The sequence below is a fragment of the Psychrobacillus sp. NPDC093200 genome (genome assembly GCF_050280345.1).
Classification (GTDB): domain Bacteria; phylum Bacillota; class Bacilli; order Bacillales_A; family Planococcaceae; genus Psychrobacillus; species Psychrobacillus faecigallinarum.
In genome coordinates, this window is sequence record NZ_JBNNVC010000001.1 from 1,164,084 (window position 1) to 1,176,307 (window position 12,224).

General features: G+C 36.5%; 13 protein-coding genes. 9 read left to right on the forward strand and 4 right to left on the reverse strand.

What is annotated here, in order from left to right; all coding sequences use genetic code 11:
* On the reverse strand, positions 1-543 hold the full coding sequence (locus ACQKNZ_RS05625; RefSeq protein ID WP_144537884.1) for a helix-turn-helix domain-containing protein: 543 nt from the start codon (positions 541-543) through the stop codon (positions 1-3).
* A gap of 200 nt (positions 544-743) precedes the next feature.
* Here ACQKNZ_RS05625 and ACQKNZ_RS05630 point away from each other — a divergent pair, with 200 nt between their 5' ends.
* The 3 genes from ACQKNZ_RS05630 (at position 744) to ACQKNZ_RS05640 (ending at position 2,280) form a co-directional block, all read left to right on the forward strand.
* Positions 744-1,187 (forward strand): TlpA disulfide reductase family protein, encoded by a 444-nt coding sequence (locus tag ACQKNZ_RS05630; RefSeq protein ID WP_427658539.1) that lies wholly within the window; start codon positions 744-746, stop codon positions 1,185-1,187.
* An 86-nt stretch (positions 1,188-1,273) separates the two neighbouring features.
* Positions 1,274-1,933 (forward strand): potassium channel family protein, encoded by a 660-nt coding sequence (locus tag ACQKNZ_RS05635; RefSeq protein WP_144537888.1) that lies wholly within the window; start codon positions 1,274-1,276, stop codon positions 1,931-1,933.
* A gap of 206 nt (positions 1,934-2,139) precedes the next feature.
* Complete coding sequence (locus tag ACQKNZ_RS05640) at positions 2,140-2,280, forward strand: hypothetical protein (RefSeq protein WP_191696433.1); 141 nt, start codon at positions 2,140-2,142, stop codon at positions 2,278-2,280.
* A gap of 392 nt (positions 2,281-2,672) precedes the next feature.
* Here the strand turns inward: ACQKNZ_RS05640 and rnjA are convergent, their stop codons facing one another.
* Positions 2,673-4,340, reverse strand: coding sequence for a ribonuclease J1 (gene rnjA / locus ACQKNZ_RS05645; RefSeq protein WP_151110679.1), 1,668 nt, complete (start codon positions 4,338-4,340; stop codon positions 2,673-2,675).
* A gap of 3 nt (positions 4,341-4,343) precedes the next feature.
* Positions 4,344-4,553, reverse strand: coding sequence for a DNA-dependent RNA polymerase subunit epsilon (locus ACQKNZ_RS05650; protein ID WP_144537894.1), 210 nt, complete (start codon positions 4,551-4,553; stop codon positions 4,344-4,346).
* A 287-nt stretch (positions 4,554-4,840) separates the two neighbouring features.
* Here ACQKNZ_RS05650 and ACQKNZ_RS05655 point away from each other — a divergent pair, with 287 nt between their 5' ends.
* Complete coding sequence (locus ACQKNZ_RS05655) at positions 4,841-5,614, forward strand: Cof-type HAD-IIB family hydrolase (protein ID WP_144537896.1); 774 nt, start codon at positions 4,841-4,843, stop codon at positions 5,612-5,614.
* Positions 5,615-5,625: 11 nt separating this feature from the next.
* The gene (locus ACQKNZ_RS05660; RefSeq protein WP_340862840.1) at positions 5,626-6,561 is read left to right on the forward strand and encodes a carbohydrate kinase; all 936 of its coding nucleotides are present in this window, start codon (positions 5,626-5,628) and stop codon (positions 6,559-6,561) included.
* A gap of 142 nt (positions 6,562-6,703) precedes the next feature.
* Here ACQKNZ_RS05660 and def read toward each other — a convergent pair whose 3' ends face one another.
* Positions 6,704-7,261, reverse strand: coding sequence for a peptide deformylase (gene def, locus ACQKNZ_RS05665; protein WP_151110673.1), 558 nt, complete (start codon positions 7,259-7,261; stop codon positions 6,704-6,706).
* A 132-nt stretch (positions 7,262-7,393) separates the two neighbouring features.
* Here def and ACQKNZ_RS05670 point away from each other — a divergent pair, with 132 nt between their 5' ends.
* From ACQKNZ_RS05670 to ACQKNZ_RS05685, 4 genes are all read left to right on the forward strand, one after another.
* Entirely contained in the window at positions 7,394-8,038 is a 645-nt protein-coding gene (locus tag ACQKNZ_RS05670; protein WP_427658543.1) for a YkyA family protein, read from the forward strand.
* Positions 8,039-8,746: 708 nt separating this feature from the next.
* Positions 8,747-9,859: a pyruvate dehydrogenase (acetyl-transferring) E1 component subunit alpha gene (gene pdhA / locus ACQKNZ_RS05675; protein WP_144537901.1), complete on the forward strand. Its 1,113-nt coding sequence runs from the start codon at positions 8,747-8,749 to the stop codon at positions 9,857-9,859.
* 3 nt (positions 9,860-9,862) lie between these two features.
* Positions 9,863-10,840 carry an alpha-ketoacid dehydrogenase subunit beta gene (locus ACQKNZ_RS05680; protein ID WP_144537902.1) on the forward strand — a complete coding sequence of 326 codons (978 nt, stop codon included), beginning with the start codon at positions 9,863-9,865 and terminating at the stop codon, positions 10,838-10,840.
* Positions 10,841-10,870: 30 nt separating this feature from the next.
* Positions 10,871-12,223 (forward strand): dihydrolipoamide acetyltransferase family protein, encoded by a 1,353-nt coding sequence (locus ACQKNZ_RS05685; RefSeq protein ID WP_144537903.1) that lies wholly within the window; start codon positions 10,871-10,873, stop codon positions 12,221-12,223.
* Position 12,224: the final 1 nt, after the last annotated feature.

Here is a 12,224-nt window from a genome sequence, read left to right on the forward strand (position 1 = left end):
TCATAAGTAAGAATTGGTGACGACATAAATAACCTTCGCGATATCATCCGATGCATTTTGTAAAAGATGGTGATCAGATGCTTCAAAATAGAGGGATTCTCCTATTGATGCGAAGTAGTGCTGCTTGCCTAATGTTAACTGGACGCGACCGTGTAAAACATATATGAATGTTTGAGATAGGGACGGTTCGAACTCTTTAAATTGCCCGCCTTTATCAAGAATAATAAGTACTGGCTCCATATCATTTTCATTGGATTCTGAGATAAGCCAGTGCAGTGTATACTTTTTTTCTTCATCTACATTAACGGTTTGTTCTTCTTTTTCAAAAACAACCTTTGTTCTACTGTGTTCATCATCAAAGAAATCCTTAGGCTTACAACCTAAAACATTTAAGATGGAAAAAAGAGTTTCAATAGAAGGAGAATTGAGGTCACGTTCAAGCTGAGAAATAAATCCCTTACTTAAATCTGTCCTTTCTCCAAGCTCCTCTTGGGTAAGTCCTTTTTTCAACCGTAATTGCTTAATTTTTTTACCTATTTGCATGTAATTACGCTCCTTCTCTTATTTGAAATAAAGAGCTTTTCCATAAAACAAAGTTTATTTTAACATAACTTTAAGTTTACTTTAACAACTTTTTAATGATTTTACAAAAAAAAATTATTCCATTTTTTATTGAATGAAATAATCGATAGTTTTTGTACTGCATACTATAACAATGGATGACAGAAAAAGGAGAGAATTTAATGCGTTTAAGAGAGGAGTTACCGGAGTTTCCGAATTCGGCAATATGGTTAAACGGAGCATGGTCAAAGGAACAACTAGTGGGAGAAAAGCCTGTTCTTGTCTATTTTTGGTCTGTTAGCTGTCAAGCCTGCAAAAGGGCTCCATCAGTGATTAACTTATGGAAAAGCAAATACGGAGATCGTTTTAATGTAATCGCTGTTCATATGCCAAGATTCCAAGAGGATGCTAATACAAATATTGTTCAATCTACAGCTGCTGCTATCGGTATAAATCATTCGATATTCTTAGATCATGATTTAACCATTTCTAAAAAATATCAGAATCAAATGGTTCCTAACTTTTACTTGTTTGATAAAAAGGGACAGCTAAGACATAGGCAAACAGGGGAGTACGGTTGGCATATGCTAGAAAAGCGACTTGTGTTGTTGATAAATGAACGTTAGTTATGAAAATGGCTATAGTGAAATCTCATAGCCGAGGAACAGCTGATGTGTTAAACTAATGGCAATTAGTTCTAGGAGGCGCAGTTATGCATAAGGAATTTGTTGTTATTGGTTTGGGTCGTTTCGGAGGAAGTATCGTAAAAGAGTTAATGGAGCAAGGCGCGGATGTAATGGCAATCGATAAAATTCAAGAACGAGTAGATGAGTTCGCTACAATAGCAACTCATGCGGTGATTGCAGATACAACAGACGAGGCAGTTTTAAAATCCCTTGGAATAAGAAATTTTGAACACGTGATTGTTGCAATAGGGGATGACATTCAATCAAGTATTTTGACTACACTTATGCTAAAAGAAATAGGTGTGAAAAAAATTACTGTGAAGGCTCAAAATGATTATCATGAAAAAGTGTTACGAAAAATAGGTGCAGATCAAGTAGTTCATCCAGAACGAGACATGGGGATACGAATTGCCAATAACATCATATCTAATAATGTATTAGATTATTTGGAGCTATCCGATGAGCATTCGATTATGGAAATCAAAGTAAACGAGAAAATTGCCGGATTCTCAATTATAGATTTGGATATCCGTGCGAGATATGGCATCAACATCGTTGCGGTTAAACGAGGAAAGGATATCATTGTCTCACCTCAAGCCCACGATAAAATGCAACTTAATGATGTACTTATTATAATTGGTGCAGATGTTGATATTAATCGTTTTGAAAAGAAAGTTTTATCTTAACTAAGCCAAGGGACTATTCCCTTGGCTTTTATATTTATTAAAATAAATAAATTTTAGATTATAAAACATTCGTTCAATATGAAATAAACAAACAAAGTATAGATGAGTCCTTAAAATGTTAAGAGCGTTCCAATTGGAGCGCTCTTTTATTTTTGTATATTTTTCTAAAAGATAGACACATTAAGCATAAGAATGGAGGGATTAGGATGAAGAATAAAAGGTATGTTCTTACTATTATGTCTGTTATTTTATCAACAGGTATACTATTCGGATGCAACGGTACCGATGAAAATGAGCCGGACCCAAGTGAAGAGCCTTCTGAGCAGCAAAAAGATGAGAATCAATAATTGCTCGTTTATAAGTCTTAAAAAGAGAGTATAAAACGTTAAATCGTTTATGCTCTCTTTTGTTTGGCAAAATCTTTGAATCGGCGATGCTTATTTTAAATATGGTAAATCTGAAAGAGCTCTCATCATACTATTATTATCTCCAAGTATTTTGAAATTTAATACTTTATTATTAGCTAACACTAGTCGATTGGAGTGAATGACTTGAAGAAACCTACGTAGCCGAAGCGCCGAGTCTGAGGTCGTGCTTTTGGAAAGCGTGGCTTATGAATATCTGAATCGACGATTTCTTACTATATATTGTAAAAAAAAGACTGTAGACAATTTCAAATTTCTTTGAATTTGCCTACAGTCCGAAGCATCAAATAAAATATTGGATGCTTTTATATAATTTATACTTCCATAATAATTGGTAAAATCATTGGGCGACGTTTTGTTTTTTCATATAAATAAGGGCTTAACACATCTGTAATTTCATTTTTTAGCTCAGACCATTCAATAGACTTGTCCTGTATAGTGTATCTTAAATGCTTGTTTAACATTTGCTGAGCTTCATTGATCATCGTGCCTGATTCTCTCATGTAAACGAATCCTCTAGAAATAATATCTGGACCTGACACAATTTTCTTTCTTTCCATATCAGCACTAACAACTACAATTACTAGGCCTTCTTCTGAAAGAATACGGCGATCTCTTAGCACAATATTCCCAATGTCTCCAATACCGCTACCATCAATATATACATCACCAGAAGGGATACGTCCTGCCACGTGAGCTTCAGTTGAGCTCAAAGCAAGAACGTCGCCATTTTCCATAATAAATGTATTTTCAATTGGTACATCACAATCTGCAGCAAGCTCGGTATGAAGTTTTAACATACGGAACTCCCCATGAATAGGCATAAAAAATTTAGGCTTCATCAAACGCAGCATAAGCTTTTGTTCTTCTTGAGAACCATGCCCAGATGTATGGACGTTATTTAAGGAACCATGAATTACTTCTGCGCCAGCACGGAACAATAGGTTAATCGTTCTGTTTACGCTTGCTCTATTACCTGGAATAGGTGAAGAAGAAAATACAACGGTATCTCCAGGCTGAATTTGAATTTGTCGGTGAGTACCGTTAGCAATTCTAGATAGGGCAGCCATTGGTTCACCTTGGCTACCGGTACATAGTATTAATACTTCGTTTGCCGGTAGTCTATTTAAAGCACTTGTATCTATAAACATTTCCTTAGGGGCTGTAATATATCCCAGCTCTCTCCCGATGGTAATGTTATTATCCATACTTCTTCCAAAAACAGCAATTTTACGATTATGATGCACTGCGGCATCGATAACCTGTTGAAGTCTATGGATGTTAGAAGCGAAGGTTGCAAAAATAATACGGCCATTCACTTTACGGAAAATGGAATCCATACTTTCTCCAACTTTACGTTCGGACATTGTGAAATTAGGAACCTCTGCATTAGTGCTATCAGAAAGTAGACAAAGAACACCATCGCGTCCGATTTCAGCCATTTTAGTCAAATTGGCTGGTTCGCCAACAGGTGTAAAATCAAACTTGAAATCTCCTGTATGCACAATATTACCAGGAGGGGTTTTCACCACAATCCCGAAAGCATCAGGTATACTATGCGTAGTCCTAAAAAAGCTAACTGCGGTTTTTCTAAATTTAATTATATCGTCTTCTTCAATCACATTCATCTTTGTTTGACGAAGTAAACCATGCTCTTCTAATTTATTGCGAAGTAATCCTAGTGCTAGTTTGCTCCCGTATACTGGAACATTAAGTTGCTTTAGTAAGTAAGGGATTCCACCGATATGGTCTTCGTGACCATGCGTAATGAATAATCCTTTAATCTTGTCTACATTTTTAACTAAATAAGTGTAGTCCGGAATAACATAATCAATCCCAAGAAGGTCATCCTCAGGGAATTTAATACCAGCATCAATCAGAATGATTTCATCTTGAAACTGAACTCCATACGTATTTTTGCCGATTTCACCTAGTCCGCCGAGGGCGAAAACAGCAGTTTGATCATTTTTTACAAATTTCATAAATTATAACTCTTCTACTTTGAAATTTGGGCTTGCTTGTTCGTATTCCAAGTGGTTTCCTTCAAGCAGCTGGATAAGCTCAATATTATACTTGCGGTCCTTTAGAAGGGAGCGAACTTCGCGTTCGGATTCACCCTCAACATATAAGCTCTTTGTGTTTTCGCGAACTGGTACTTCTAGTGCATTTTCTTGATAATAAACTTTATAAATCATTTTTATACTCTCCTTTTTCACGTTCATAATAAATCAATTCTCTTTATATTATCACGCCACTTCTTTAAAATAAAGAAAAGCCCTCCAAATTTTGAAGGGCAAGACATTTGACTTAAGCAATAGTTTTATTTCTGAGCATTCCGCCGAGTCGTCTCAACAATTTCCTTTTCAGGCGTTTCAACATGGCAATCCACTCCTTAAGACGTATTATATACGAAAAAATTAAATTTGTAAAGGTTTTTAACGGAAAAGTCAAATAATTCGAATCGGAAAAGAGGAAAATTTTGATGGTACAAAAAGTATTGATTTTTGACATTGATGGCACTATTTTAGATATGGAGAAAAATATACCTACAGGTGTAGAAGAAGCATTTAAACAAGCAAGAGCAAATGGACATATCACTGTGATTGCTACTGGAAGAGCTCCATTTCTTGCCAAAGCAATCGTAGACCAGTTACAAATAGATTCCTATATTAGCTACAATGGTCAAATTGTCCAATTTGAAGGTAAGACTATACATAAAGGAATTATTGATAAGGACGAACTAAAAAAGCTTTCTGAATTTGCTGCTTTGAAAGATCAGCCTTTAGTATACATGGACATCAATGAAATGGTTTCCAATGTTCCAGATCATCAAGATGTAATTGAAAGTATTTCAACATTAAAAGTTGGCTTTCCTCGGAAAGCAGAAGATTTCTATTTGAACAATGATATTCATCAATCTCTTGTCTTTTGCAATGAAGAAATCCAAAAGGAATATGAAGAGGCATTTCCCAACTTGTCGTTTGTACGGTGGCACAGAGTTTCATGTGATGTGCTTCCAAAAGGGATGTCTAAAGCAATAGGGATAGAAATTCTTTTAGATTATTTAGGTAAAGACAGAAAAGATGCAATTGCTTTTGGTGATGGTTTAAATGATGTAGAAATGTTGAAATTTGTAGGTACAGGAGTCGCAATGGGTAATGCAGTGGAAGAACTTAAGAAACACGCTACAATAGTGACAGATCATGTTGCTGAAAATGGGTTAGTAAATGCAATGAAGAAATTAGAGTTAATTTAAAGGAGTTACATATGAACGAGCAAAAAAACAAAAATGTATTAATTTATGGAGATGCCTTCGTTGATTATATTGCAGAGGATCAGACAAATAGAAAATTCACAAAATTTTTAGGTGGGGCTACAGTAAATGTTGCTGCAGGTATTGGTAGACTAGGGGCTTCCTCATCTTTTATTACGATAATTGGAGAGGATGAAACCTCGAAGTTTGTCAGAAGAGAATTGGAGGCAGAAGGAGTAAATCTTTCGTATGCCCAAGTGAATTCAGAGAAATGTGTAAGTGGTGTCTATGTTCATTTGACTGAAAATAATGATCGGCATTTTCACACGTACGTTGATGATACTCCTGATTTGCAAGTAGATTTCTCCCTGATTAACGAAAAAGCTTTTGAACAAGCGGCAGTATTCCATTTTTGCTCTGGGACGTTATTTCATCCAACAGCACGTAAAACTACACGGAACATTGTTAATAAAATAAAAAAATCTAGTGCTCTTTTATCTTGTGACGCAAACATACGACCTTTGCGCTGGGAAACAGAACAGAATTGTAGAGAAACGATTTGCTCTTTTCTTCATGATATAGATATTTTTAAATTGACGGAAGAAGAGCTATTCTTTTTGACAGAAACTAGTTCCCGATTGGAAGGACTTAATAAGCTAGCTCCTTACAATATTCCAATTGTTCTTGTAACGGTTGGTTCAGAGGGAACGTACGCACTTATTAACGGAGAATTGGTTCATATCCCTGTTGAAAAAGTAGTGGCTATAGATACAACTGGGGCTGGCGATGCCTTTATGGCTGGAATTTTATCGAAAATCCAAGCAGAGGGTAAGCCAGAAGCAAAAGAAGAATGGATCGAGTATATCGCTTTTGGAAATAAACTTGGTTCTATTTGTGCAACTAAGTTTGGTGCACTATCTGCGATGCCAAGACTATCTGATTTAAAATAATTTGCAGTAAGACTATAGACGTACAGCATCCATCTGGTGGTGTTTATCTATAGTCTTTTTCTAACCTTGTTATTTTTTCCAATACAAAAAAGGTTCGCCTTTTTAAAGGCAAACCTTTCTTCGGTATAACAATAATAAGATACTATTTACGTTCATATGGGAATGCGTCAGGAATTTCCTCATATGGATTTTGTGGATTGATATGGTCATAAAACATAATTCCATTTAAATGATCTAATTCATGTTGAAATGCGATAGCTGCTAAGCCTTTTAAACGTTTTTTGAAGGGAGTACCGTCTGGATGAAAACCTGTAGCGGTAATACGTGCATATCGTGGAACATAACCTTCAATAACTTCGTCCACTGAGAGACATCCTTCTCCAGCCGCTATGTACGTTTTCTCTACAGAATGGCTAATAATTTTAGGGTTAACTGCCACAAAGCTGACTTCATTTTCATCTTCGTCGGTTAAATGTAAGGCGAACATCCTTTTAGATACGTTTACTTGCGGAGCAGCAATTCCAATCCCCGGTCGAAGGTTGTATTTCTTCACCATTTCATCATCTTGACTATTTATAACATATTGCAATAAGTCATGAGCAAGTGTTTGTTCCTCTTCTGAAAGTGGAAATGTTAACTCATCTGTTTTCTTACGTAGAGTAGGATGGCCATCTCTAATTATATCTTGCATTAAAATCATCATAATCGTCCTTTCAAATTTCATATTCCTATTATATCGAATTATGTCGTTTTACTAAACAAAAAGGTATATCGTCAGTTGAATTTAATAACTAGAACAATTATAGTTGAAAATGGTATAGGAGGTTGCTGTATGAAAAAAATTAAATTCATAATTCCTTTAAGTATGCTTCTACTCCTTACGGCTTGTTCTTTTGGAGAGAGCACGGAGGAAAAACTGTCCAATGTATTAACCGAAATCTATGAAACTGAGAAAGGGTACAGAGAAGTGCAACCCTTATTAGCGGAAACTGAGTTAAAAGAACTAACCAATTTTCAAAGTATGATGGAGTTAACTCAAGACCAACAGGATGAGCTGAGTGCTCAAGTAGAGGCAACTGCTACTCTTTTAGAGGAACGTTTAGCATTGGTGAAAAAAGAAAAAGAATCGATTGCTAAGGCAAATGAAAAACTTGTAGATTTAGAAGCAGTCATCTCTGATGCAAAAGAGGAATCTGACAAGGAAAGTATACGTTTAGTGGAAGAGGCCTTAAAGAATCGCTACGCTGCCCATGATAAGTTGGTTGAACAATACAATTCTCTTGCTAGTTTGCAAGAATCGCTTTATAACATGCTGGTTGATGAGGAAGCTAATGTTACTTCGATTCAGGAGAAGGTTGCAGAGGTCAATAAGCAAAATGAAGTGGTACAACAATCTGTCAAGGAATTTAATGATTTAACTACGCATTTAAACGAAGTGAAGGATCAAGCCTTTTCAACACTTCAAAATCAAGAATAATTTCTACTAATGCAGCCCTATTAAAGGGCTGCTTTTTTTGTAAAAAAATAATATAAATTTAGCGCCATGAAACAGATGTTCATGGTATTTTTATTATTTCGAAGCTATTGCAAAGTGTTACACATCTAACGACTATTTATAGTATGAAGGATTATAAGAATACCTTACAGCGATTATTGTTGGAAAAATCACACGACAAGTGATGAAGCACTTGAGATTTCTTTTGATTAGAATGCATAAAGAAGATAGGAAGTGTAAAAAATAACAGAGGTGGTATGTATATTGAAGAGGTTGTTAAACCATATGCTTATGTTGTTTCAGTTATAAGTAAGATTTAAAATATTTTAATTTCATACAAGGTGTTTAGAGGATGTTCTTTACTATATTAAGCGAATTTCATCGATAAAATTACTCAAAAAGAAGCGTGAACTGTAATGATTGACTAAAAGATCGACCAGCAAAAAGATCCCCCTTGTATATTATTACTATTAATAAAATAAATTTTAAGCATAATACTTCAAACTGATATAGTACAGACATAATTAATTAGTAGTACAGAAAAGAATGTTTATAATATTCTAATATAAAATTAGTAGAATTCTAGATGATTGACCGACCATTTATTCTTGAGTATACTTAAATGGAATTGAGCTTGTACCAATCAAGAAGTAAATAAATTTTAATACAGAGGAAAAGGAGAGGTGCTTTATGGCTTCAAACAAGGAAAAACAGTTTGACCCAATGAAAACGCTTCATGAGATCGAAGAAAAATTTGAAATGTTCCAGATATTGAACGAAGAAGGGGAAATTGTTAACGAACAAGCGAACCCTAATTTATCTGATGAAGATTTAGTAGAACTAATGAGTCGCATGGTTTATACAAGAATTCTGGATCAACGTTCTATTTCCTTAAATCGTCAAGGACGTCTTGGCTTCTACGCGCCTACAGCAGGGCAAGAGGCTTCACAGCTTGCATCTCATTTTGCTTGTGAAAAAGAAGACTTCATCTTACCTGGCTATCGTGATGTTCCACAAATAGTATGGCATGGTTTACCTTTATGGCAAGCGTTCCTATTTTCACGTGGTCATTTTATGGGTAACCAAATTCCAGAAGGTGTAAACGTGTTCCCACCACAAATTATTATTGGTGCACAATTTATTCAAGCAGCTGGAGTAGCTTTAGGAATGCAAAAACGCGGTAAAAAATCTATTGCTATTACATATACAGGAGATGGTGGTTCTTCACAAGGTGACTTCTACGAAGGTATTAACTTCGCAGGTGCTTTCCGTGTGCCAGCTGTGTTTATCGTCCAAAACAACCAATACGCTATTTCAACTCCTCGTGAGCTACAAACAGCAGCAAAAACAATTGCACAAAAAGGTATTGCAGCGGGATTACCAAGTATTGTTGTAGATGGAATGGATCCGCTTGCTGTATACGTGGCTACAAAGGATGCAAGAGACCGTGCTGTTAAAGGAGAAGGGCCAAGCCTAATTGAGACAGTTTGTTACCGTTATGGTCCGCATACAATGGCTGGAGATGACCCAACACGTTACCGTACTTCTGAAACAGATTCAGAGTGGGAAAAGAAAGATCCTCTAGTACGTTTCCGCAAATATTTAGAAGGTAAAGGTATTTGGAGTGAAGAAAAGGAAGCAGAAGTAATTGAGAGAGCGAAAGAAGAAATTAAAGACGCTATCAAAAAAGCAGATGCTGCTCCAAAACAAAAAGTGACAGATTTGATTAATATTATGTATGAAGAAAATCCATATAACTTAGATGAGCAATTAGCTTACTATACAGAGAAGGAGTCGAAGTAACCGATGGCACAAATGACGATGATTCAAGCAATTACGGATGCTCTCCGTAATGAGCTTAAAAATGATGAAAATGTGTTAGTCTTCGGTGAAGACGTTGGTAATAACGGCGGTGTATTCCGTGCAACTGAAGGTCTACAAAAAGAGTTTGGGGAAGATCGAGTATTTGATACACCCCTTGCAGAATCAGGTATTGGCGGGTTGGCAGTGGGTCTTTCTCTACAAGGATTCCGTCCAGTTCCAGAGATTCAATTCTTTGGTTTCGTATACGAGGTAATGGATTCTATCAGTGGGCAATTAGCTCGTATGCGTTTCCGTACAGGTGGAGCATTTAATGCGCCTGTTACAATTCGTTCTCCGTTTGGTGGAGGCGTTCATACACCTGAGATGCATGCAGATAGCTTGGAGCTTCTAATGACTTCTACTCCAGGAGTAAAAGTAGTTATTCCATCTACACCATACGATGCAAAAGGTTTATTGATATCTGCCATTCGTGATAATGACCCTGTAATCTTCTTAGAACATATGAAATTATATCGTTCTTTCCGTGGTGAGGTGCCAGAGGAAGAATATACAATTCCACTTGGAAAAGCAGATGTAAAGCGTGAGGGCACTGACTTAACAATTATTGCTTACGGGGCAATGGTGCAGGAGAGCTTAAAAGCTGCTGAGGAACTAGAAAAAGAAGGTCATTCCGTTGAAGTAGTTGATCTTCGCACTGTGCAACCATTAGATATTGAAACAATTATTGCTTCTGTTGAAAAAACGAATCGTGCTATCGTTGTACAAGAAGCTCAAAAACAAGCAGGTATAGCAGCAAATGTAGTAGCAGAAATTACTGAAAGAGCTATATTAAGCTTAGAGGCTCCTGTATTACGTGTAGCTGCACCAGATACTGTATTCCCATTCTCTCAAGCAGAAACAGTTTGGCTGCCAAACTCAAAGGATATAGTAGAAACAGCGAAGAAAGTATTAAACTTCTAATAAAAACAAACAATAGAAAGGGTGAGCACTTTGGCATTTGAATTCCGCCTACCGGATATTGGAGAAGGTATACATGAAGGAGAAATCGTTAAATGGTTTGTTAAAGCCGGTGACGAAATAGACGAAGATGATATTCTTTGTGAGGTACAAAATGATAAAGCTGTAGTTGAAATTCCTTCGCCTGTTAAAGGAAAAGTAACAGAGGTATTGGTTAGTGAAGGAACTGTTGCGGTAGTTGGTGACGTACTTGTCAAATTAGACGCACCTGGCTATGAGGATCTTCAATTCAAGGGAGATCACGGCGAAGAAAAAACAGAGGCGCAAGTTCAATCTACTCTAGAGAACGGCCAGGAGGTTGAAAAAGAACCAGTTAATGCTTCTAAAAATCAGCAACCAGCTACAAAAACGGAAGTGAAAGAAACTTCTCAAGAAGCGAAGCCTGAGCCAAAAGGTGATACTCGTGTAATTGCAATGCCTTCAGTTCGTAAATTTGCTCGTGAAAACGAGGTAAATATTGCAGACGTTAATGGCACAGGAAAAAATGGTCGTATATTAAAAGAAGACATCGAAGCATTCTTATCTGGAGACCAAAAAGTAGAAGATACATCTACTTCTGTAGCTGAAGAAAAAGAAAAAGTACAAGAAACGAAAGCTTCTGCTCCAGTTAATTTAGAAGGAGAGTTCCCTGAAACTCGCGAAAAGCTATCTCCAATGCGAAAAGCTATAGCGAAAGCAATGGTCAATTCTAAGCATACTGCTCCACATGTTACGCTAATGGATGAAGTTGACGTGACTGAGCTAGTTGCACATCGCAAGAAGTTTAAAGAAATTGCTGCAGAAAAAAATATCAAGTTAACGTATTTACCTTATGTGGTTAAAGCACTTGTAAGTACGTTACGTGAATTCCCTGCATTGAACACTTCTTATGATGACGAGTCAAATGAAGTAATTCAAAAGCATTACTACAATATAGGAATCGCAGCAGATACGGACAAAGGTTTATTAGTTCCTGTTATTAAAAATGCAGATCGTAAGTCTGTATTTGCAATTTCGGATGAAATTAACTCTTTAGCAACAAAAGCTCGTGATGGTAAGTTATCTCCAGCTGAAATGAAGGGCGCTTCATGTTCGATTTCAAACATTGGCTCTGCTGGAGGGCAATGGTTTACACCTGTTATCAACCATCCAGAAGTAGCAATTCTCGGAATTGGTCGAATTTCAGAAAAACCTGTAATAAAAAATAGTGAAATTGTAGCTGCTCCTGTGTTAGCATTATCATTGAGCTTTGATCATCGCATGATCGATGGTGCGACTGCCCAACATGCGTTGAACCATATAAAACGTTTATTAAGCAGTCCAGAATTATTATTAATGGAGGCGTAAA

What these genes read in the sequence shown, in the direction of transcription:
- ACQKNZ_RS05670 (WP_427658543.1), top strand. Translation starts at nt 7,394, where the DNA reads ATGAAAAAAATTAAATTCATAATTCCTTTAAGTATGCTTCTACTCCTT.
- ACQKNZ_RS05630 (WP_427658539.1), top strand. Translation starts at nt 744, where the DNA reads ATGCGTTTAAGAGAGGAGTTACCGGAGTTTCCGAATTCGGCAATATGG.
- def (WP_151110673.1), bottom strand. Translation starts at nt 7,261, where the DNA reads ATGATTTTAATGCAAGATATAATTAGAGATGGCCATCCTACTCTACGT.
- ACQKNZ_RS05635 (WP_144537888.1), top strand. Translation starts at nt 1,274, where the DNA reads ATGCATAAGGAATTTGTTGTTATTGGTTTGGGTCGTTTCGGAGGAAGT.
- ACQKNZ_RS05640 (WP_191696433.1), top strand. Translation starts at nt 2,140, where the DNA reads ATGAAGAATAAAAGGTATGTTCTTACTATTATGTCTGTTATTTTATCA.
- rnjA (WP_151110679.1), bottom strand. Translation starts at nt 4,340, where the DNA reads ATGAAATTTGTAAAAAATGATCAAACTGCTGTTTTCGCCCTCGGCGGA.
- ACQKNZ_RS05655 (WP_144537896.1), top strand. Translation starts at nt 4,841, where the DNA reads ATGGTACAAAAAGTATTGATTTTTGACATTGATGGCACTATTTTAGAT.
- ACQKNZ_RS05650 (WP_144537894.1), bottom strand. Translation starts at nt 4,553, where the DNA reads ATGATTTATAAAGTTTATTATCAAGAAAATGCACTAGAAGTACCAGTT.
- ACQKNZ_RS05680 (WP_144537902.1), top strand. Translation starts at nt 9,863, where the DNA reads ATGGCACAAATGACGATGATTCAAGCAATTACGGATGCTCTCCGTAAT.
- ACQKNZ_RS05660 (WP_340862840.1), top strand. Translation starts at nt 5,626, where the DNA reads ATGAACGAGCAAAAAAACAAAAATGTATTAATTTATGGAGATGCCTTC.
- ACQKNZ_RS05625 (WP_144537884.1), bottom strand. Translation starts at nt 543, where the DNA reads ATGCAAATAGGTAAAAAAATTAAGCAATTACGGTTGAAAAAAGGACTT.
- pdhA (WP_144537901.1), top strand. Translation starts at nt 8,747, where the DNA reads ATGGCTTCAAACAAGGAAAAACAGTTTGACCCAATGAAAACGCTTCAT.